The following is a 20,626-nucleotide window of genomic DNA, read 5'->3' as shown; positions in this document are numbered from 1 at the left end:
TATGAAAGACAACAAGAAGAAACGCAAAGAATACACCAAGCCGATAGCGATATCGGTTGGTTTGCATGCGCTGTTAGTCGTTGCTCTGCTTTGGGGTACGGATTTCACAATGTCGAAACCAGAGCCGACAGGGCAGATGGTTCAGGCCGTGGTGATTGATCCAAAACTTGTTCAGAAACAAGCGAACGAGATTCGTCAGCAACGCGAAAAAGCCGCGAAGAAAGAGCAAGACCGTCTGGATAAACTGAGACGTGAAGCTGAGCAGCTTGAGAAAAACCGTAAAGCTGAAGAAGAACAGATTCGTAAGCTAAAAGAGCAGCAGGCAAAAGACGCCAAAGCCGCTCGTGAAGCCGAAGCTGCTCGCAAGAAGAAAGAACAAGAACGTAAGGCCGAAGAAGAACGTACTCGCAAAGCGAAAGAGCAAGCAGCAAAAGCCGAGAAAGAGCGTAAAGCCAAAGAAGAGGCAGTACGTAAGGCAGAGCAGGAACGTGTAGCGCGTGAGAAAGCCGCAAAAGAAGCGGAAGAAAAAGCGAAACGTGAACGCGAAGCCGCAGCAAAAGCCGAACAAGAACGCATCGCGAAAGAAAAGGCAGCCAAAGAGGCCGCAGAGAAAGCGCGTAAAGAAAAAGAGCGTCTTGAACAAATCGAGCGTGAGCGTAAAGAACAAGAAGCGGCACTGGATGACATCTTTGCCGGTCTAGAAAGTGAGTCGAGTGCAAACCAACAGGCACAAGGGCAATTTGTCGCTGACGAAGTTTCTCGTTACAGCTCAATCTATACTCAGCTTATTCAAAGCAAATTGCTAAAGGACGACTACTTATTGGGAAAGGAGTGTAGAGTTAACATTAAGCTGATTCCGACAGGGGCAGACATGATAGTCTCATCGGTGAGTGTGCTTTCTGGAGACTCTAGAGTATGTGCGGCTGCAAAGAGTGCAATCGCACAAGTGCCAAGTTTTCCAATGTCTACCGATTCAACAGTTAACCAAAGGCTGAAGGATATTAACCTTACGGTCGCACTACAACAATAAGGGATAAGCCGTGATTAAACGTCTTTTACTAGGAATGTTTGTACTGCTTGGCAGTCTGACGAGTGTAGCTCACGCTGCATTAGAGCTGGTGATTACCGATGGTATTGATTCAGCACGACCAATTGCTGTTGTTCCATTCAAATGGGAAGGCAGTGAACCGCTTCCTACCGATATTTCTGCTGTGATTGCTTCTGACTTGCAACGCAGTGGTAAATTCAGCCCGGTACCAACCAGCAAAATGCCCCAAACGCCATTCAACGAATCAGAGGTGAACTTTGATGCGTGGACCGGCTTAGGTGTGGACGCATTGCTTACTGGCTCAATCAGAAAGAACGAGCAGGGTAACTACGTAGTTAACTACCAATTGGTTGACGTAGTGCGCGGCCAGCTAACTGGTGGTAAGAGCAAAGCATTGGGTGGTGACGGTGAGCTAGTCCTTTCTAAAGATCATGTTCTGTTCAACAAGGTTGCAACAGTTGAAGGCCCACGTATGCGTGAATACGCACACCGAATCTCTGACTTGGTTTACGAGCAGTTGACGGGTGAACGTGGTGCGTTTATGACGCGTATTGCTTACGTGGTAGTGAACGATAAAGATAACTTCCCTTACCAACTTCGTGTTGCGGATTACGACGGTTACAACGAGCGTTTGGTTCTGCGTTCTAAGCAGCCACTGATGTCTCCTGCATGGTCTCCAGATGGTCAAAAGCTGGCTTATGTTAGCTTCCAAAATGGCCAAGCTGAAATCTTCATCATGAACATCTATACCGGCGAGCGCGAGAAGATTACTTCATACCCTCGCCACAATGGTGCGCCAAGATTCTCTCCAGATGGCAGTCAGTTAGCACTGGTACTGTCTAAGACTGGCTCGCTTCAGGTATACACTTTGGATCTGAAAACTCGCAAGCTGACACAAATTACGCGTGGCAGATCAAATAATACAGAACCGTTCTGGCACCCTGATGGTAAATCACTGATTTTCACATCTGACAGGGGTGGTAAACCTCAGATTTATCAAGTAGATTTGGGCAGCGGTTCTACTAACCGCTTGACTTGGCAAGGCAGCCAAAACTTAGGTGGTCAAATCACCCCTGATGGTCGATTCCTAGTCATGGTGAATCGCAGTGATTCGGGTTTCAACTTGGCTAAACAAGATTTGGAAACAGGCGCTCTTCAGGTTCTAACAAAAACATTGCTTGATGAGTCTCCGAGCATTGCCCCAAATGGTGGCATGGTTATCTATAGCTCGATTTACAACAAGAAAAACGTACTATCGATGGTGTCAATTGATGGTCGATTTAAAGCTAGATTACCGGCAACAAATGGGCGTGTAAGAGCTCCCGCATGGTCACCGTTTTTGTAGTAAGAAAAATTGATTAATAAAGGAAAATAAGATGCAACTGAACAAGGTTCTAAAAGGGCTACTAATCGCGATTCCTGTGATGGCTATGACAGCATGTAGTTCAAGCGATGACGCTGCTTCTAACACTGGTGCAGAAACAAACACTGGTGCTTCAGAAACAACAGTAGTAACGCCGATCGATCCAAATGGTCAGCTAACGGAGCAAGAGCTAAAAGAGCAAGCGCTACGTGAAACTCAAACTATCTACTTCGCATTTGATAACTCAACAATTGCGGGCGATTACGAAGAAATGCTAGCAGCTCACGCTTCTTACCTAAGCAAGAACCCTGCTCTTAAAGTAACGATTGAAGGTCACGCGGATGAGCGTGGTACGCCTGAGTACAACATCGCACTTGGCGAGCGTCGTGCTGAAGCAGTATCGAACTACCTACAAGCACTAGGTGTTCAAGCTGACCAAATCTCTATCGTTAGCTACGGTGAAGAGAAGCCACTTCTTCTAGGTCAATCTGAAGAAGTTTACGCTAAGAACCGTCGTGCGGTTCTAGTATACTAATTCGAGGTAAACCTCATGTTCAGTAACACTAAGCGCGCTGTTACGCTTACGTTACTGGCAAGTGCAGCGAACTTCGCGTTCGCTGCACCAGCTCCAGTATCAGATCTCAACAGCACATCATCAGTATCTACTCGATCTTCTTCCGAAAGCGACATCGAGCGTTTAGAGCGCTTGCTGCAAAATCGCAACCGCGTTCAGCTTCAAATGCAAGAGCAAATTGACCAAATGTCACAAGAGATCAGTGATCTACGTGGTCAGTTAGAGCGCAACAGCTACGAGATGCAGCAAATGCTGAAACGTCAGCGAGAGTTGTTCGTTGAGTTAGATCGAGTGCGTGGCGAAATGAAAGCTGCGCCAGTAAAAGAAACCAAACCAGCGGAAACGGGTGGTAAGTACTCATCGAATGCCGATGAGCAAACGGCCTACCAAGATGCGGTGGACTTGATCCTCAAGAAACGCGACTACACTGGCGCGATCGCTGCATTCCAACAGTTCCAAAAGGACTATCCTGATTCAACTTACTCAGCGAACTCGCATTACTGGCTAGGTCAGTTGTACTTCGCTAAGAAACAGGACAAAGAGGCCGTGAAAAGCTTTGCTGCTGTGGTTTCTTACAAAGATTCCAACAAGCGTGCAGACGCATTGGTTAAGCTAGGCGATATCGCAGAGCGTAACAAAAATGACGCACAGGCGAAGAAATACTATCAGCAAGTTGTTGATGAGTACCCGGGCAGTGCATCGGCGAAAGTTGCAGGCTCTAAGCTGAAGTAATCACGCCTAATCGGTAGCAAGACAATATCAAAGGGAGCAGAGGCTCCCTTTTTGTTTTTTGTATCCCTATCTCTTTCTCTTTCTCTTTCAATCTCTACTCCTTATCTCCCTATGCCTCAATCCCCATCAATACTCGTCTCTGTGTTGCTGACCTGAGATGTAACAAGCGTTCATTCTCTACAGTTAGAATTGTTACTTACAACAAAGATATACGGCTAGACTGCTATAAATTCCGGTTACGGGTTGGTTTTTGAAAATCAACAAGGTTACAATACTCGGATTAAAGGAAGTTGCGTAGAGCAAGAGCAATGAGCCACATACTAGATAAAATCGAGACAGTTTACCCATTCCCTCCAAAACCAATCCCATTAAGCCAAGAAGAAAAAGCCGATTACATCGAGCGAATCAAAAAGCTGCTTAAAGAGAAAGACGCGGTACTTATCGCGCACTACTACACCGATCCTGAGATCCAAGCTTTGGCTGAAGAGACCGGCGGTTTTGTTGGTGATTCGCTAGAAATGGCGAAATTTGGTAACCGTCACCCAGCAAGCACACTGATCATTGGTGGTGTGCGCTTTATGGGCGAATCTGCAAAGATCCTTACGCCTGAAAAACGCATTCTAATGCCAACGCTAGAGGCTGAATGTTCTCTTGATCTTGGCTGTCCAGCAGACAAGTTCAGCGAATTCTGTGATGCACACCCTGACCATACGGTCGTGGTATACGCAAACACGTCGGCAGCGGTAAAAGCGCGCGCTGATTGGGTAGTTACATCAAGCATCGCTCTAGAGATTGTTGAACACCTAGACGCAGAAGATAAGCCAATCATCTGGGGCCCTGACCGTCACCTAGGTTCTTACATCGCGAACAAGACAGGCGCAGACATGTTGCTATGGCAAGGTGAGTGTGTGGTTCACGATGAGTTCTCTGCAGATGCACTACGCAAGATGAAGAGCGTATACCCAGATGCCGCTATCCTAGTGCACCCAGAGTCTCCTGCGAGTGTGGTGGAACTTGCCGATGCAGTGGGTTCTACAAGTCAGCTAATCAAAGCGGCGAAAGAGCTTCCTCAGCAACAAATGATCGTGGCTACTGACAAAGGTATCTTCTTCAAGATGCAGCAGCTAGTGCCAGAAAAAGAGCTGATTGAAGCTCCAACGGCAGGTGCGGGTGCAACGTGTCGCAGCTGTGCACACTGTCCTTGGATGGCAATGAATGGCCTTAAAGCGATTGAAAAAGCATTGAGAGAAGGTGGTGCAGAGCACGAAATCTTCGTTGATGAAGCATTACGTGTGAAATCTCTGGTCTCACTGAACCGCATGCTAGATTTCGCAGAGCAGCTTAACATGTAGTTGAAAGGCAACGCTTAGTCAGTTCTTAGACCAAAGTTTGCTACGATAAATCTCAAAAACCAGCCGAATATGGCTGGTTTTTTTGTTTTTTACAATCAATGAGTTAGTATTTAGTTATAGCAATCAGAAAGGAATCGGAAACTTATGGCTGTATGGCTAGTACTGAAAAAGTGGCTAAGTACCCATCTTTTCAAATTGAGCAACCGAAACCTTCTTGTCATTAGTGCCGCATATATCGCCATTTCATGGTTGTTGCTGGCCCTCGCGGGGGAGCACGCACTAACCGATAACTTCTCGAACTTCATTTACTACCTAATGGTCACCGCCTCTACGGTGGGCTATGGCGATCATTCACCCGTCACCGATATGGGCAAGTGGGTAGTCGTGTTGTTTATCATCCCTGGTGGTTTGAGCTTATTTGCCGCCATTTTGGGACGAGTGGCAGGAGGCGCGATCGACTATTGGCGAGCGGGAATATTGGGCAAACGGAGAGTAAGAGTGGAAAACCATATCGTATTACTGGGTTGGAATGGCGCACGTACCATGCATCTGATCCGTATGTTGCAACATGAAGAACATGGCAAGCGTCCAATCGTTTTGTGCAGTCGTTCAGACATTGAAAACCCACTACCGGGTGAGATTGGTTTTATCAAGGTTAACAGCTATACCGATGCGCAGGAGATGAAGAATGCCAACATCACCGAAGCGAACTGTATCATTGTTGATAATCTCACCGATGACATCACCCTCTCAGCAGCATTGTATTGTGCCTCTGTAAATCCTGATGCACACTTGCTCGCTTATTTCAAAGACGATGCGTTGGGCCGATTGTTGAGCCAGCACTGCCCGAGAGCGGAATGTATCCCAGCTGTAGGGGCAGAGATGCTTGCCAAAGCGGCGGTGGATCCGGGCTCAAGTGCACTCCATCAAGAGCTGTTGGCTTCAACACGTGGTATGACTCAGTACTCTGTGATCTACCCTGAAGATCAACCAACGACGACGGTCGAGACGATCTTTGGGTTCATTAAGAAGCACCATCAAGCGACCTTGATCGCTTTCGATCTTGGTAGCGGCATTGAGCTTAATCCGGAGCTCAGCGCTCAAGTGCCACCGAGCACTAAGCTGTTTTATATTGCCGATGAGCGAATTGATGATTTCGCTTGGACAGACATGAACAAGGACAAATAATGCACATGATTGCCGACCTGTTGGCAGGTTTTCCTAACTTTCTTATCTATTTTTCCGTTTCGATTATCTTCGTACTGGCGTTCAAGTTCATCTACGTCAAACTGACTCCATACGATGAATGGCACCTGATCAAAGAAGAGAAAAACACCGCGGCTGCGGTTGCGTTAAGTGGTGCGTTCCTTGGTTATTGCTTAGCGATTGCAGGTGCGGCGACTAACTCAGTGAACATCGTCGATTTCATGGTGTGGGGCGTTGTGGCCATGCTCGCGCAAATCATCGCGTTTGGTATCGTACGTTTCATTCTTTTGCCAAAAGTCTCAGAGCGTATTGAGAATGATGAAGTGCCAGCGGGCATCGTGCTAGCGGCCGTCTCTGTCTCTGTCGGCGTGCTGAACGCGGCTTGCATGACGTACTAGGAGGAGCGATGAAACGCAGTTCTAACGTCAAACGTTCTTCAATGGACAAAAGCTTTAAAGTTGGACGAATCATTCCATTCGTTGCTTTTGGTGGCATCTTCTTTCTGGCAACGCACGAATCGAAAACGGAAGGTTACATCTACACCGACGCGGATGAGTGTAAATCGGATGCGCCAGAGTTCAGCGAACAGTGTGAAATCGCGTATCAAGAAGCAATGGCGAGAGCAGAAGAAAACGCACCGCGCTATAACAATGAGTACGAGTGTGAAGACGATTTCTACGAAGACGATTGTTATTACAGCTCGCGCCACCGTTCTTACGTACCGTTTGTGGGAGGATACTTCTTCAGCCGTGCAGTCAGCGGTTTAAGTGGTTACAACAAAAGCTACTATTCAGAGCCGATGTATCGCTACAAATCCAAGTATTACAACGGCGCAGGGCAGTTCTACGGCTCTTACCGTAATCAACCTACCAAGGTGGCGACGAGTAACCTAAACAAGCGAGGTGGCGGTACGATTGGCCGTGCCATGTCGCGAGGCGGGTTCGGTAAAGCAGTATCAGTGAGTCGTGGCGGTTAACAGCGATGTTTCGACGAGAAATACAAGAAAGAGAAAACTGGCGTGATTTAGCACGCCAGTTTGGTTTTGGTTTCCATTCCATGTACGACCAACCCTACTGGGATGAGAGTGCTTACTATCAATTCTCCCTTTCCCAAATCGAACAAGACATTGAAGACCCAACCGAGGAGCTTCATCAAATGTGTCTTGAAATCGTGGACGAGGTCGTACGAAGTGAGCGATTACTGACGCAATGTGCCATTCCTGAAGCCATGTGGTCCCAAGTGGCTTCCTCTTGGCAACGCAGAGAGCCATCCCTCTATTCAAGAATGGATTTTGCTTACAACGGTTCATCACCAGCAAAACTGCTAGAGAACAATGCAGATACTCCTACCTCTCTGTTTGAAACAGGCTTTTGGCAGTGGGTATGGTTAGAAGATGTGGTTAACAAAGGCCGCATCCACCAAAGTGCGGATCAGTTTAATATTCTGCAAGATTTCCTCATTGAGCGCTTCGCCGAGATCGCCAAATTGCAACCGGGACAAACACTGCATTTCAGTTGCTGCAAATATACCGAAGAAGACAAAGGCACTGTGCAATATCTGGAAGATTGCGCCCGTGAAGCTGGCTTAGCTACGGCGTTTGTTTTTGTCGAAGATATTGGTGTGACAGAAGAGGGGCAGTTTGTTGATGCCGATGACCGAGCGATTCGCTGGATGTTCAAACTCTACCCGTGGGAATTCATGTTCGAAGAGCAATACAGCCAGTATCTCGCAACATCGAGTGTGAACTGGTTAGAGCCGATGTGGAAGTCGATTCTGTCTAACAAAGCGCTATTGCCGTTGCTTTGGGAGCGTTTTCCAAATCATCCTAATCTCCTGCCTGCGTATTTTGCGAACGATCCAAAAGCGAGCAGTTTGAAAGACTATGTCATCAAGCCTCTTTTTTCTCGCGAAGGCGCAAACATAGAGATCGTCAAAAATGGACAGCGTTTAGTGAAAACTCCTGGGCCGTACGAATCGAGCCAAAACATCGTCCAGCAATATCATCCGCTACCGAAATTTGGTCAGAGCCATACTTTGATTGGCAGCTGGTTAGTCAATGACAAAGCCGCCGGCATTTCCATTCGAGAAGACAGCAGTTTAGTCACGCAAGATATGGCGCGCTATATTCCCCACGTTATTCTCGATTGATCAAAAAAGCTCTCCAACGTGGAGAGCTTTTCATCAAATGCAGTCTGCTTTAGATGAGCAAAGCGTCTTACTCTTCTTCTGCTAGCATAACACCGCGCTGAGTCAGGCCACCAAGCATCATTGGCATCGCATTGAAGATCTCTTCAAACTGCTCTAAACCTTCCATGCCTTGCTCTGCAAGTGTCGCGATCGTTGTTTCTGGATCGTAAAGCATAGTAAGAGAAAGCAGAACACCACCCAGTAGAGCGCTGTCTTCACTATCTGCAGGCATCAAATTTTCCCAGTCATCACGAGTGATTTGCCAGCCTTGAAGTACGCCTTCACAGAAATCACGCGTGTTCGCTGAAACGATATCTTTATCATCCAGTTCACAACCTTCTGGCCATTGCCATGAACCTTCTAGAAGAGCAGGACGAGTTTGGTTCCACATTTGAACAATCTCATCAATGTACTGCTCTAGTTGTTCGCCATCAGAGAAGGGTGCGGTTTCTTCACCACCCCATAAGAACGGCAGCCACTCTTGAGGGTTTAGAACGTTTGGCGCACACGCCATCGACGTTACAAAGCCTTGAGTTTTCGCTAGGTTTAGTAGTTTTCCATCAAGTTCTGGAAGAGAAAGGATGTCTTGTAGTTTCAAAATCGAATACCATTTGTTAATGGGCTGGTTGGTTGCGCTCATATTACCAATCAATCAGCGATAAATCGATATTAGGGAATGATTCGTCTACATCTATGGAAATTCGTTCGTCACTCAGAAAAAAAAGCATTCTCGCCCTAACGCTTTATTTGTGTTTCTTTATCGCGACCATTGGCTCCGTCGTGTACCTCGTTGTTGACCCGCCAGTTCGAGAAAAGCTCGAACGTAATTTGAATTTACGCACCCAATTACTCGCATCTCAAATCGAGGGGCCATTGACCAGCTCCGTTGGATTGCTGAACAGCTTGGTCGGGTTAGGGCAAACACCAACAGCCGATATTTCGCTGCAAGGTACCATTCCTCAGTTGCTTGCCGTGAGTGATGACATCATCGTCAGTGGCGGTTTATGGCCAAAGCCGACACTCGAAGATGAGCGCTGGCAATACACAAGTTTATTTTTCAATAAGAACGAGCACGGCAGCTTAGATCAAATCCATTCTTACAATAACCCCGAGTCCGGTGGTTACGACAACGAGCCATGGTATCAATCTGTGGCGAATAAGCCCGCTGGTTATGTAAGTTGGTCTGGCGTTTATATCGATACCTTTACCCAAGTTCAGATGATCACGGCTTCAGCGCCTTATTACAAACAGGGCGTTTTTGCTGGTGTCGCCACGGTCGATTTATCCCTCGAAGCGCTATTCCAGTTCATTCGCGAGCACACCAACCAATACTCTTTAGGCGTGGTGATCCGTGACGCGGATGGACAAGTCGTGATTGAGCATAACTTTCATCTCACAAAAGACATTTATATCAGTCAACTTGAATTCGGAGCTTTCCAATGGCAAATGGACGTTGTGAATGCCAAAGTTCAAGTTGCAGAACAAGTGTTTGATCAAGTGATGAGTGTAGAGCGGGGCATCATCCCTTTCTTATTGATCTGTGTGCTGGTGGGTTACTACCTACTTAATCGCTACATTGTGGAACCCATCGTCCGCATCGCGCAAAAAGTTGATGACTCCAAAACTGGTGGCATCATCGACATTACCTACGATAGTGAAGATGAAATCGGGCACTTGATCACTAAGTTCAATGAGAAAACCGTCTACCTAGAGCAAGAGCGCATCAAAGCGCAGGCATCCACCAATGCAAAAACGGCATTTTTGGCAACGTTATCTCATGAAATTCGAACGCCGATGAATGGTGTGTTGGGAACGGCACAAATTCTGCTGAAAACCCAGTTAACCGACGAGCAGAGAAAACACCTCAACACCCTGTATGACTCAGGCGATCATATGATGACGTTGCTAAACGAAATCTTGGATTACTCGAAGATTGAGCAGGGGCACATCGAGATTGATAACACGCCATTCCCAATTGATTCGATTCTGGGCAGTACCAACAGTGTCTATCACACCTTGTGTGCTGAGAAGGGCCTGCAATTCCGTGTCATTTCCAATGTGCCAGAGGGGCGTTGGTACAACAACGATAAAGCACGACTGCGCCAAGTTTTGTTCAACCTGCTTAATAATGCAGTCAAGTTCACCGACCGAGGCTATGTGGAGGTAGAACTGACAGAGTATGTCGAGGGGCAGCAAACGCGCTTGCGCATTAGCGTAAAAGACACTGGCATCGGCATTAGTCCTGACGCTCAGGAACGCATCTTTAGGCCGTTTGAGCAGGCGGAGTCTTCGACCACGCGTCGATATGGCGGCACAGGCCTTGGACTCGCGATTGTTAAGCAAATTTCCGAGCACATGGGCGGTAGCATTACCGTGCAGAGCCAAGAATGTATCGGCACTAAGTTTGTGGTCGAACTTGAGCTAAACCCCTGTGAAGCGGGGATATTGGAGCCTACCAGCACACACAAACTTGATTGCCAAGGTTTACGTGCGTTGATCGTTGAAGATAACCGCACCAACACCATCATCATGGAGACTTTCTTACGCTCGAAGGGCTTCGCTTGTGTTTGTGTCGAGAATGGCAAACAAGCCGTAGAGCAGGTGTCCAGTCAGAAGTTTGATTTGGTATTAATGGACAACCACATGCCGGTGCTCGATGGGGTAGGCGCAATAGCGGTGATTCGCTCTATGGATACCCCCGCAAAATCTGTGTTGATCTTCGGGTGTACGGCCGATGTATTCAAAGAGACACAAGAGCGGATGCTTGATGTAGGCGCTAACCACATTATTGCAAAACCTATTGTTGAATCAGAATTGGATGATGCTTTGTATCGCCACGCTTCTATCCTCTATCAATACCAAGATAAGCAGGGGAATAAACCAGTAACACCGCACGATGTAGATGCGTTACTTTTGAACTTCTATCTAGCGTTAGATGATGGCAACCTCACTCAAGCGCTAACGACGCTGTCTTATATTCTCGATAGTGTGCAACCGAGCATGACAGAAGAGCTAAGCAGCGTTATCGAACGTATTGAAAGCCACTTACTGAAAGCCTTATCTCCTGAGCAAGAAGATATCGATCAGCTCACCATATTATTGGCAGATCAATAACCTCACACATAAAAAGGAAGTCGCTTGAACCGAGGTTCGAGCAACTTCCTTTGTTCAAGCCCATTTCTCTAACCCCACAAACTTCGCATTTACTCTGAAAATCGACCTCCAAGTAGCATAAGCCGATCTTTTTGAAATTCACTTACCAGATATTTCTCTGGTTTTCTGCGTGTTTTCGTGTGCTAAGTCGCTTATTAGTAAATAAATTACGTTTTTAAACCTCATTTTAGGTCGTTCTAAGGTGGTTTTTACTGGTTTTGGTGAAAGCTGCTACTTTTAGGCTTAAAGTTGGTTATTAATTTACAACCAATAATTTAAAACGGAACCATAAACTGAAAATGTTGTGCTCTAATAGCGCCATTGACTGCTTTGTGGTTTTAAATGCAGTAAATCATTTTATAGATGTCGTTTTTAATAGTGTTTGATTTTAGAGGTTGTAGATGAAGTCTCGTGGACCATTTTGTATTCGTAACGCCGCAGCGGATACTTTTGCTATGGTGGTTTTTTGTTTTATCACAGGGATGATCATTGAGATTTTGATCTCGGGTATGACGTTCGAGCAGTCTCTGGCATCACGCACGCTGTCTATTCCAGTCAATATCGCAATTGCATGGCCTTATGGAATGTTCCGTGACTGGGTGCTACGCCAAGGCAACAAGCTTTCCCCTTCCTCTTTCATGAAGAACGTATCTGATTTGGTGGCGTACGTGCTATTCCAATCTCCAGTTTACGCAGGTATTTTGTTTGCGGTAGGCGCATCGACTGACCAAATCATTACAGCAGTGGCGAGTAACGCGGTTGTATCTTGCGGTATGGGTGTACTTTACGGTTATTTCCTTGACCAATGCCGCCGTTGGTTCCGAGTACCTGGCTACTATCAAGAAGCATAATTGCCCCTGTTTTATGCAATTTAGCTAGATAGTGAGCAAACAAACGCAAAAGGGCGCTTTTTTTCGTGTTTAGCCTTGACCATCAGGCACATAATCATTAAATTAGCGCCTCGTTAGCCAATGATGCTAACCACAATTTGATTCGGTGAGTTGTCCGAGTGGCTGAAGGAGCACGCCTGGAAAGTGTGTATACGGCAACGTATCGAGAGTTCGAATCTCTCACTCACCGCCACATTCTAAAGCCCCAGCAGAAATGCTGGGGCTTTTTCGTTTTTGGATTTGAGGTTTTTGGGTATATGACAATTAGGCCGACAAATACTTTCAGGATTTCGCACTAAAACCTACCGGAACTGTACCTTTCTCATTCAATGGCATCTTTGTCTTTAGATGGATGTTGTGAAGCAACATTAACCTCGTCTTAGCTGAAAAATAAGAGACTATTTAGAATCTATTTCTATAGCTGCTGAAGTAACTCGTTCAATTAGGGGGCCTCACAATCTTTCCTACTTCCATAGGGGTATTTTAACTTTTTATGCAACTAATTTATCTTCTTGAAAAGATTAATTATATCGTTTGTTGTCTTCGGGGGTAAATGCGACGATTTGTCGTTAAAGCCGCATGTTGGTTGGCTAGAGAGTGTTCAGATGAAAATTAATAAACTAAGAATTGAGAACTATCGAACCTTTGAGAATATCGATATTAAGTTTGATGATTACTATTCAGCAATCTGTGGTCAAAATGATGCAGGTAAGAGCAACATAGTCAGAGCATTAAGAGCTGTTCTAAGAGAAGACAGCATTCTAGGAAGAGCTAGAAGGCATAGTATTTCTGCTTTAAGAGATTATCCACGATGGAAGGATACGGAGGATCAGGATAAAAAGACTGAAGTTACTATCGGTTTGACTATCTTCCAAAGTTCGGATGGCGGGGTATACGAGTTTTTTATTGATTATCTTGGGTTAAAAGAACCGGGCACATCGCTTGAATTGGAATTGCATTGCCAGTGGTAAGATTCGTCGTCGTCGAGCGAGATAACTGCAACTATTGATGGTGTTTTATTTGAGGGCATCAAAGCTCAAGAGATACACAAAAAAGTACAATCAAGCATACTAATTCATAACTCGACAGAGATTGAAAGTAGAGCCTCGTTTACAGGTTTTCTTGACGAATTTTCTGCTCAATACTCTAAAGACATGAATGTAATGTCTGAATCTATGAATAAGTCTTTAGCTAAGATCGCAAAAACCCAGAAAGAAGAAATATCAGCCCTGCTATGTAAGCTAAACAGCAATCTGAAAGTAGGCTTAACATTACCAGACTTTAGTATCGATCGACTTCCATATAACCTGACCTTAGGTGATAGCAAAATGGATGTTGATCTTGATGACTGGGGAAGTGGTACTAAAAACAGAACAATGATTTTTCTGACGCTTCTTAAAGCAAAGCAAATCAGTGAGTCTGCGACGTCTGCTGAAAAGCTCACTCCGATACTAGTAATTGAAGAACCAGAGAGTTTTCTACACCCTTCAGCACAGGCCGAATTTGGTAGGATTTTGCAGCAAATCTCGAATGAGTTTGGTGTGCAGGTGATCACGACAACCCATAGCCCTTACATGCTGAACCAGTCTGCACCTGATAGTAATATTCTTTTGGAGAGAAGGAAGTACAGAAACCAACTGAGAGCAACAGCAAGAGTTGAGATTGATGAAGAGAACTGGATGGAGCCATTTGGAGTAGTTTTGGGTCTCGCTAATGAGGAGTTTAAGCCTTGGAGAGATATTTTCTTCTCAGAATCAAAATCTTACCTACTGGTTGAAGGTAAAACTGACAAGGAGTACTTTGAGTCATTGCGTCACGATAGTCATGGAGAGAATCGCTTAGATTTTGACGGTGAGATATTCGCTTATGATGGATGCGGGAATCTCAAAAACTCGACACTTCTTAACTTCATTAAGTCAAGAAGCAAGAACATGGTGATAACGTTTGACATAGACGTGATAAAGGATATAGAGCCAACATTGAAAAGGCATGGCTTCGAAAAGAATAGTTCATATGTTGTGGTCGGCATAGATAAGGCAGGGTGCCGAAGTGTTGAGGGGTTGATTCCTGATTCCTACAAAAATGCAGTAAATGTGTCTAACCCAGATCTTATTCAGCAGGCTATACATGGAACAAAAGACGAGCAGAAATATGCTAAAAATGAGCTGAAGGGACTGTATTTGAAAGAATTTCGCGAAAAGGCAAAAGCGGGATCTGACGACTACTCTGCTTTCTACAAGTTAACGAAAACATTAAACAAAGCATTAGCCTAATGTCTTGAATTGGAGAGAGGGGGAAGGCCCTTCTCTCTATAATCATTTTTAGTTGCACGGTTAACTACTAAGTGTTTTTACGAGCCTTGGCTGGTCAACCTTTGAGTAAGTAACGTTTTCCAATTATGAGTATTGGCGCGTGACATCTACTGTCACTCGAATCAGGAAGTGCTTTGGAAACAATACAATTTGATGATGGTAAACCATGGATCTTGATCGAAGTACCATATTAGCAGTCTGCCCCGTACAATTTTATTTTAGAGGGCGTGGTTATTTAATTCATGAGTGTCGGCTTGACAAAAATGGGGAGCTACAATGGTACGACAAGCCTTACGATCTGAGAACTCAAGTCAAGCGTAAACGTTTCTACGACTCCTTTGAAGAGGCTTGCTTGTCTGCAGAGGATGAAAACTCAAAGCTTCTATCTACTCTTGAGACGCTTAACCTTCCCCATGAACAGAAATGTTCTTTGATTTTAAAAGTAAAAAAAAGAACTACAGCACAAAAGAGGCTTGTACGCGAAGAAGACTTGATGCTACGAGAAGCTCTATCTATTTACAAAAGCAAGCCGTTTCCTGCGGAGGAGTGGCAGGATATCGAAATCCATGGCGCAAGTGATTCTTTACGTAGTGCGTTGTACAAGAGGCTAACAGAAACTCCTTATGTGAAAATAGTCAGAATCAGTGAACATCGTCTCACTCTGGTTAAAGGAGATGACAATGTATGGAGACGAGGCCTCCACACTCAGACCACAGCAAAATATTCCTATAGAGAAATGATTGCTCGCCCATTTGGGTTTGATGGGATGCAAAATTGGAGCAAGACAAAAGCTAGCATTAGGGCTGCTTTATTGCCAAAAGCCAATAAATTGCTGCAGTTGGAGAGTGTCAAGAAACACCTAGAACAAGAATACAAGAAAGGGGTAAAAGTCATTCTTTCAGGGGACTATTTATTCTGGTTTGAAGAGCAAGGTAATTTGGTTGGGTGGCAAGTGAAGTTTGCTTCGATTCCTGATTCAGACAAGGGGAAGAACGCTCTTTGGGTTGAAGGTAAGATTGTGTCAAAGAACCATGGGCGTATAGTTGTTTTACCATATGTAAGGGAAAATGGTGAATTTGTTATGGGGTATACGAAAAATGCACCTAACGATGGGAAAGCAATCAAACGTGCTCCGGGAGATTACCTTGAGCTACCATTTACGGTTTTGCATCAAGATTTGATGTTTGAATTATCTGGAAAGCTTAATTTTGAATAGGCTTATTTATTGCTATCTTTTTCTACAAAAAGGCAAGACTGAATAAAGGCGGCATCGTCGGCTGTGAGGGCGCTGTTTTGTCGAACGACCTTAGCCTGCGTTCTGCTCAGATCCAAAAGATTGCGTTTGGACTTTCTAAGGGTTGGCTCAACAGAGTTAAGTTTAAGATTGTTGCGACGGAGCAAGACCTTCCTGACTATGTAAAATAGGCCAATTAACAGAGTTACAACCAGTACCAATGAGAAAATCAGCATTTGCTCATCCAATTTAGGTAATCCTTCTCTTTAATTCGGGGATAAACAAGCAAAGGTGAAATCACGTTAAAGAGCGTCTACTAATTTGGTTACTATTCAGTAATTTAATTTCCTCATTCCCACATTCACAAAAAAGACTTCCAAGGATTTTTTTTGTATCTCTAATTTCCAAAACAACAAAGCCCCGAAATCTCGGGGCTTTGCGTTTCTTGCAAGGTGAGGGTGAACCCTAGCTCATCGGCCTATTGGCCGCGATCACTTGAACCTTTCTACTCAACAGGCTTTGTGCTGCGTTCGAGTCTTTTTCAAAGCCTAAAATCGCGTTGGAGCGCTCAGTATTGGCAAGCATAGAAAGCGTCTCGCCTAGCTCCAATTTTGAGTTAGTGCGGTTTTGCTCTCGCTCGTTTGGATTTATCTGCACCACCGTTCTGCCTAAAAAGTTTCCCTTCTGTACAGACTCAGTCTGGCTATTGCTCTCGATCCAATCGATAGATAAGTGCTTTTGTGTTGGTTGGATGTCATTGGACATAGATTACCTAAACTCTTAAATCCGAGCTCTGAAGCTGAGATGGCAAAGCTTCCATGGCGATGTGGGCGGATAACAAGTCTTCCCAAGATTCGCTCTGTGTGAGCAGCTCAGCCAGTGCATCTTCAAACAGTTCGTAGTCGAGTGACTCTGCGTGAAGCAGTCTATTTAAACAAAGCTTGTGCCTGTGGTTATCTAAGCTAAAAAACAATTGATGCTCAGACCAATGGTAGTTGAATGCGATAAAAGAACGGTAAAGGTCAGAATTAACAATTTGTAGATCGACGATCTCAGCTTCTAATTGAAGCATCCCTGTCGTTGGGTGAAAAATCACATGCACTCTTAAGTTGTCATCAAAAGCTAAACCCAATTCGTCTTCAATCAACTGTAATTTAGGTAACCCTATTTGATGAGCAAATTTAAGTAAAACCTCATCTACGATTTGGCGCGCAGACATAGAAGTCATCCTTTTTAGAATTTTAAGGGTGAAGTTATGGCAAGTGCATTTCGATGTTTATCAAAATTGGTTGGATTTTTTTATATAAACGTTTTTTCTATAAGGTTAATAAAGAAAGTATTGATGGTGTTGCTTATATCATTAGTGCATATAAATTTCACTTATATAATATTTGATTATGTGCTTGGAACTAATGTCAAATTTTAAAACAAAGCAAATCCAGTGTAATTAACGGTTTCTTATTTTTGAGAATTTATTTTTTGAGTCATTTATAAAATACAGGTTGATCTTTTATATATTTCTGTACCAGAATTGCGACTGTCATTTTTAATAAAAAGATAAGTAAATAGAGTACGCAGTGAAATCTAGAACGCTTATTGGGTTGCTAAGCCTGTTGTTTTTGAATGCTTGCACTCACACCAACTCCTCAAACGGCGGCTTTGCGAGCTCTTCCCAAGCTGTGCTGTACGGGTGGGTGGCTTTTGATGAGTATATTGCGCCCGTGAGTACATCGGTTGATATTGATGTGTGCCAAGTAACCACAGAACGGTGTATTACAGTCGCAAAGCAGACATACCAAGGGGTTCAGCTGCCTGTGCAATACTCTTTTGTTATTGCGCCTATACAAGCAGGTAAGGGTGAAATGAAGATCCGCGCAGTGTTACGTTCTCAAGGGGAAATCAGAGCCAGTAAAGAAGAAGGCTATATTTTTACGCAAGGCAGAGTGCATAAGGATTTAAAACTAGAAGCTTACAATAATAACTAGAAAAGTAATCGTTTTCATTTTTTCTATTTTAATAAAAATTTAAGTTGAATGAAGCGAATAATCCGGGGCTAAAACCCTAATTATTAATGGAGTCAAGTCATCGGCTCAGTGCTTCTTTATATGAATATCAGTTGCACTCACTGCAATTTTTATGTTTATATCCCCCGCTTCTATGAAGTTGGCTAGATAGAGTGGTTTAAAAATAAACACTCCATTTTTTGTGGAAATACCAATATAGGTGAGAGTAGGCTTAAATATTAGTACTTTCATTTATTCTAATATAATAAGAGCTTTGGTTGCTTGAGTATCACTAGTTATAAGTTGAACTTTAGCAAAAGCTTATTAATTTCTCGAGAATATAACAAACAATATCGAGACGTTTTTCCAAGATTATTTTTTGCTACCACCGGTAGTTTTTGAGCTATTTATAATTTATTCGGGGAGTATGGTCGTGCTATCGCACCTGTGCTCTTTTCTTTGCTTCTTTAATTGACATCGTTCTGATTAAACATCGCACGTACGTTTTTGTATAGGCGTAGTCAGGCTTTGGCATTTCTCTATTTGGATTAGAGAAATTAGGATTATGAAGGGTAGAAAATGGATGTGTTAGGCCAACTAAACACAGAAAGGGTCAACTCGCTATCGCGAAAAATCCATAGTACTTGTTACTATGAAAAATACGATGAAGTTTTTCATTCTCGCCAGTCTCACATTGTTGTCGTTCACAATGGGCAATTGCGAGTTCAGACGGGGGATTGCACGTTAGATGTCGTCGCTGGTTGTGGTGTGTTCCTCTCTCAAGGGGATTACTTACTAGAATACACGCCAGTAGATGGCCAATATACGGCGTCAGTGATCGAATTCGACAATGAACTTGTCAGTCAATTTTTGCAAAAGCACAGTGATTTACTGATGTCGCTACCAAAAGTTGAGAACGTTCAGTCTGGATTGTTCCCGTTTACTTTCAATTTGTTGATAGAGCAGACCTTATCAGGGATGAAGACGCTAGAAGAGCAGTCTTATCCTGACACCATCATGCGCTTAAAATACGAGGAAATGCTCATCTTATTGCTCCACGGTGAGCAAGGTGAGAACCTGTATGCGTTATTATCACAGCTGACCAACAAAACCTCAGACCGACTGCGTCGCTTTATGGAACTCCATTACCTGAAGGAGTGGAAGCTGACCGACTACGCTCAAGAGTTTGGCGCGAGCCTGACGACGTTTAAAGAGCTCTTTAATGAGCACTATGGCGTTTCTCCTAGGGCGTGGATCAGTGAGCGCCGTTTGCTGCATGCCCATAAGTTATTACTTACCAGCAAAATGAGCATTGTCGACGTCGCAATGGAAGCGGGCTTTTCTAGTCAATCTTACTTTACGCAAAGTTACCGACGCCGTTTTGGAACGACACCAAGTCGTGTACGTTCTGGGGATGAACAAGTCGCTATTGCTAAGTGAAATGTCTGACGACTAAAATTTTCTGACTAATTTTGAAAGGCATCAACTGACGTAAACTCTATTATGCTCAGCGTAACAACGAACAAAACTATTACCTCTACTTCCTTCTGGATTGTTCGAAGTAGATGCGGAGAACAACACCAATGAAAAAGCTGCATTGGCGACGCCGTTCGCTTTTTCCTAACAACATTGTGACGCAAAGGAAGGTCACTGTATTGCAGAGAGGCGCAAGATACGAAGGTTTAACCCAATCATCGCAAGTGCCCAATGTTGTTAATGTCAATCACCGACAACTGCTTAGTGAAGATGTTTTGAGTTCAGAACAATTGTCTTTGCTGCAACGTTTGCTTGACCGCAATGTCGTTGATTGCTTATGTGCAAGCCAAGTGGTGAAAACCTATCAAAGGTTTGGTACCTCTTTAGACCGGTTTGCCATGCGCCTCTTTCTCGAGGTGGGTGGGCAACTGAGTGACAATCATGTGTTGAGCTCTTTTGAGCAAAGGCTGGATTACATTAACAGCCGATTAGGTTTTCGCTTCAATTTGGCGTCCCCTAAAACGCTGATCCTGTCGATGTATTTAACCCTGAATGAGTGGGTGAACCGAAAGACAGATCAGACGGTGTTGCATGACACCATCAAGCTTGAGCAGCTGATCAATCAGCTGAGTATTCAGAAAGACTACTGGTTGAGACTGTCGACAGAAGAGAACAGTGCGATTTTTGCAGAGCAGCAGTTAGCACTGATTCAGAGCCAGCAGAGTGAACTGTATGAGCAGCTTGATGTTCTTAATGAACAACAAAATCAGGCCGTCGAATCTCACCGAGCGATGGTGGAAGAGTGGAAGCCAACGCTTGAGAAGCTCAAAGGTCTATCTCAGTACGGCGAAACATCAGATAAGTTTATCTCTGAATGGAAAGTCTGGTGTGGCGAAGCTCGAGTACAAGCGCCTGAGCTCAACGACGTATGGGACGCTTGTGACCATGTGTACAGCGACTTAAATGCGGTTGCGAAGATTTGGCAGTGGTTTCAAGACATGCATACCGTTGGCAATGTGGATCACTACTATTTTGATATTCAGAGTAACCAGTGCGGTCAAGCTTGTAACCATCTCAGCCAGATTTAAATAGAGCT

General features: G+C 44.4%; 20 protein-coding genes and 1 tRNA gene. 18 read left to right on the top strand and 3 right to left on the bottom strand.

Annotated features, from left to right (window positions below):
- Window position 1: 1 nt before the first annotated feature.
- From tolA to KHO06_RS12280, 9 genes are all read left to right on the top strand, one after another.
- A complete protein-coding gene (tolA, locus tag KHO06_RS12320) occupies window positions 2-1,030 on the top strand; it encodes a cell envelope integrity protein TolA (protein ID WP_212581681.1) in 1,029 nt (342 codons plus the stop codon).
- Window positions 1,031-1,040: 10 nt separating this feature from the next.
- The gene (gene tolB / locus KHO06_RS12315) at window positions 1,041-2,393 is read left to right on the top strand and encodes a Tol-Pal system beta propeller repeat protein TolB (protein ID WP_212581680.1); all 1,353 of its coding nucleotides are present in this window, start codon (window positions 1,041-1,043) and stop codon (window positions 2,391-2,393) included.
- A gap of 31 nt (window positions 2,394-2,424) precedes the next feature.
- Entirely contained in the window at window positions 2,425-2,946 is a 522-nt protein-coding gene (gene pal, locus KHO06_RS12310; protein ID WP_005426291.1) for a peptidoglycan-associated lipoprotein Pal, read from the top strand.
- Window positions 2,947-2,961: 15 nt separating this feature from the next.
- Complete coding sequence (gene ybgF, locus KHO06_RS12305) at window positions 2,962-3,717, top strand: tol-pal system protein YbgF (RefSeq protein ID WP_038889163.1); 756 nt, start codon at window positions 2,962-2,964, stop codon at window positions 3,715-3,717.
- A 308-nt stretch (window positions 3,718-4,025) separates the two neighbouring features.
- Entirely contained in the window at window positions 4,026-5,069 is a 1,044-nt protein-coding gene (nadA, locus tag KHO06_RS12300) for a quinolinate synthase NadA (RefSeq protein ID WP_212581679.1), read from the top strand.
- A gap of 144 nt (window positions 5,070-5,213) precedes the next feature.
- Window positions 5,214-6,257: a potassium channel family protein gene (locus KHO06_RS12295; protein ID WP_010646945.1), complete on the top strand. Its 1,044-nt coding sequence runs from the start codon at window positions 5,214-5,216 to the stop codon at window positions 6,255-6,257.
- Complete coding sequence (locus KHO06_RS12290) at window positions 6,257-6,673, top strand: DUF350 domain-containing protein (RefSeq protein ID WP_005426232.1); 417 nt, start codon at window positions 6,257-6,259, stop codon at window positions 6,671-6,673. The genes KHO06_RS12295 and KHO06_RS12290 overlap by 1 nt, the downstream gene beginning before the upstream one ends.
- Before the next feature lie 8 nt (window positions 6,674-6,681).
- On the top strand, window positions 6,682-7,251 hold the full coding sequence (locus KHO06_RS12285; protein WP_005426101.1) for a DUF1190 domain-containing protein: 570 nt from the start codon (window positions 6,682-6,684) through the stop codon (window positions 7,249-7,251).
- 5 nt (window positions 7,252-7,256) lie between these two features.
- Window positions 7,257-8,423, top strand: coding sequence for a glutathionylspermidine synthase family protein (locus tag KHO06_RS12280; protein WP_045377923.1), 1,167 nt, complete (start codon window positions 7,257-7,259; stop codon window positions 8,421-8,423).
- A 67-nt stretch (window positions 8,424-8,490) separates the two neighbouring features.
- On the opposite strand, the gene KHO06_RS12275 is transcribed toward KHO06_RS12280, so the two are convergent.
- Window positions 8,491-9,102 (bottom strand): YecA family protein, encoded by a 612-nt coding sequence (locus KHO06_RS12275; protein WP_212581678.1) that lies wholly within the window; start codon window positions 9,100-9,102, stop codon window positions 8,491-8,493.
- 53 nt (window positions 9,103-9,155) lie between these two features.
- Here KHO06_RS12275 and KHO06_RS12270 point away from each other — a divergent pair, with 53 nt between their 5' ends.
- From KHO06_RS12270 to KHO06_RS12245, 6 genes are all read left to right on the top strand, one after another.
- Window positions 9,156-11,576: a hybrid sensor histidine kinase/response regulator gene (locus tag KHO06_RS12270; RefSeq protein WP_212581677.1), complete on the top strand. Its 2,421-nt coding sequence runs from the start codon at window positions 9,156-9,158 to the stop codon at window positions 11,574-11,576.
- Between the two features lie 440 nt (window positions 11,577-12,016).
- Window positions 12,017-12,466, top strand: a complete 450-nt coding sequence (locus KHO06_RS12265) for an L-alanine exporter AlaE (protein WP_010646956.1) — start codon at window positions 12,017-12,019, stop codon at window positions 12,464-12,466.
- 144 nt (window positions 12,467-12,610) lie between these two features.
- A tRNA-Ser gene (locus KHO06_RS12260) sits at window positions 12,611-12,698 on the top strand.
- Between the two features lie 412 nt (window positions 12,699-13,110).
- Window positions 13,111-13,476 carry an AAA family ATPase gene (locus KHO06_RS12255; protein WP_212581676.1) on the top strand — a complete coding sequence of 122 codons (366 nt, stop codon included), beginning with the start codon at window positions 13,111-13,113 and terminating at the stop codon, window positions 13,474-13,476.
- Window positions 13,477-13,497: 21 nt separating this feature from the next.
- Complete coding sequence (locus tag KHO06_RS12250) at window positions 13,498-14,778, top strand: AAA family ATPase (RefSeq protein WP_212582477.1); 1,281 nt, start codon at window positions 13,498-13,500, stop codon at window positions 14,776-14,778.
- A 205-nt stretch (window positions 14,779-14,983) separates the two neighbouring features.
- Window positions 14,984-16,033, top strand: coding sequence for a hypothetical protein (locus tag KHO06_RS12245; RefSeq protein ID WP_212581675.1), 1,050 nt, complete (start codon window positions 14,984-14,986; stop codon window positions 16,031-16,033).
- A gap of 483 nt (window positions 16,034-16,516) precedes the next feature.
- On the opposite strand, the gene exsE2 is transcribed toward KHO06_RS12245, so the two are convergent.
- Window positions 16,517-16,816 (bottom strand): T3SS regulon translocated regulator ExsE2, encoded by a 300-nt coding sequence (exsE2, locus tag KHO06_RS12240; RefSeq protein WP_212581674.1) that lies wholly within the window; start codon window positions 16,814-16,816, stop codon window positions 16,517-16,519.
- A 7-nt stretch (window positions 16,817-16,823) separates the two neighbouring features.
- On the bottom strand, window positions 16,824-17,270 hold the full coding sequence (locus KHO06_RS12235; RefSeq protein WP_005537110.1) for a CesT family type III secretion system chaperone: 447 nt from the start codon (window positions 17,268-17,270) through the stop codon (window positions 16,824-16,826).
- A 358-nt stretch (window positions 17,271-17,628) separates the two neighbouring features.
- Between KHO06_RS12235 and KHO06_RS12230 the strand changes: the two genes are divergently transcribed.
- The 3 genes from KHO06_RS12230 (at window position 17,629) to KHO06_RS12220 (ending at window position 20,618) form a co-directional block, all read left to right on the top strand.
- The gene (locus KHO06_RS12230) at window positions 17,629-18,036 is read left to right on the top strand and encodes a YscW family type III secretion system pilotin (protein ID WP_021017830.1); all 408 of its coding nucleotides are present in this window, start codon (window positions 17,629-17,631) and stop codon (window positions 18,034-18,036) included.
- Window positions 18,037-18,633: 597 nt separating this feature from the next.
- Window positions 18,634-19,494: an AraC family transcriptional regulator gene (locus tag KHO06_RS12225; protein ID WP_012127524.1), complete on the top strand. Its 861-nt coding sequence runs from the start codon at window positions 18,634-18,636 to the stop codon at window positions 19,492-19,494.
- A gap of 143 nt (window positions 19,495-19,637) precedes the next feature.
- A complete protein-coding gene (locus KHO06_RS12220; protein WP_005426156.1) occupies window positions 19,638-20,618 on the top strand; it encodes a T3SS regulon anti-activator ExsD domain-containing protein in 981 nt (326 codons plus the stop codon).
- Window positions 20,619-20,626 lie beyond the last annotated feature (8 nt).

Origin of the sequence: Vibrio sp. B1FIG11, from assembly GCF_905175335.1 — a bacterium.
Lineage (GTDB): Bacteria > Pseudomonadota > Gammaproteobacteria > Enterobacterales > Vibrionaceae > Vibrio > Vibrio campbellii.
The sequence above is the reverse complement of the archived record's forward strand: the minus strand, read 5'-3'. Positions and strand labels throughout refer to the sequence as shown.

What these genes read in the sequence shown, in the direction of transcription:
- KHO06_RS12285 (WP_005426101.1), top strand. Translation starts at nt 6,682, where the DNA reads ATGAAACGCAGTTCTAACGTCAAACGTTCTTCAATGGACAAAAGCTTT.
- KHO06_RS12270 (WP_212581677.1), top strand. Translation starts at nt 9,156, where the DNA reads ATGGAAATTCGTTCGTCACTCAGAAAAAAAAGCATTCTCGCCCTAACG.
- KHO06_RS12295 (WP_010646945.1), top strand. Translation starts at nt 5,214, where the DNA reads ATGGCTGTATGGCTAGTACTGAAAAAGTGGCTAAGTACCCATCTTTTC.
- KHO06_RS12290 (WP_005426232.1), top strand. Translation starts at nt 6,257, where the DNA reads ATGCACATGATTGCCGACCTGTTGGCAGGTTTTCCTAACTTTCTTATC.
- KHO06_RS12265 (WP_010646956.1), top strand. Translation starts at nt 12,017, where the DNA reads ATGAAGTCTCGTGGACCATTTTGTATTCGTAACGCCGCAGCGGATACT.
- KHO06_RS12255 (WP_212581676.1), top strand. Translation starts at nt 13,111, where the DNA reads ATGAAAATTAATAAACTAAGAATTGAGAACTATCGAACCTTTGAGAAT.
- KHO06_RS12220 (WP_005426156.1), top strand. Translation starts at nt 19,638, where the DNA reads ATGAAAAAGCTGCATTGGCGACGCCGTTCGCTTTTTCCTAACAACATT.
- KHO06_RS12235 (WP_005537110.1), bottom strand. Translation starts at nt 17,270, where the DNA reads ATGTCTGCGCGCCAAATCGTAGATGAGGTTTTACTTAAATTTGCTCAT.
- exsE2 (WP_212581674.1), bottom strand. Translation starts at nt 16,816, where the DNA reads ATGTCCAATGACATCCAACCAACACAAAAGCACTTATCTATCGATTGG.
- KHO06_RS12245 (WP_212581675.1), top strand. Translation starts at nt 14,984, where the DNA reads ATGGATCTTGATCGAAGTACCATATTAGCAGTCTGCCCCGTACAATTT.
- ybgF (WP_038889163.1), top strand. Translation starts at nt 2,962, where the DNA reads ATGTTCAGTAACACTAAGCGCGCTGTTACGCTTACGTTACTGGCAAGT.
- pal (WP_005426291.1), top strand. Translation starts at nt 2,425, where the DNA reads ATGCAACTGAACAAGGTTCTAAAAGGGCTACTAATCGCGATTCCTGTG.
- KHO06_RS12225 (WP_012127524.1), top strand. Translation starts at nt 18,634, where the DNA reads ATGGATGTGTTAGGCCAACTAAACACAGAAAGGGTCAACTCGCTATCG.
- tolA (WP_212581681.1), top strand. Translation starts at nt 2, where the DNA reads ATGAAAGACAACAAGAAGAAACGCAAAGAATACACCAAGCCGATAGCG.
- KHO06_RS12280 (WP_045377923.1), top strand. Translation starts at nt 7,257, where the DNA reads ATGTTTCGACGAGAAATACAAGAAAGAGAAAACTGGCGTGATTTAGCA.
- nadA (WP_212581679.1), top strand. Translation starts at nt 4,026, where the DNA reads ATGAGCCACATACTAGATAAAATCGAGACAGTTTACCCATTCCCTCCA.
- KHO06_RS12275 (WP_212581678.1), bottom strand. Translation starts at nt 9,102, where the DNA reads ATGAGCGCAACCAACCAGCCCATTAACAAATGGTATTCGATTTTGAAA.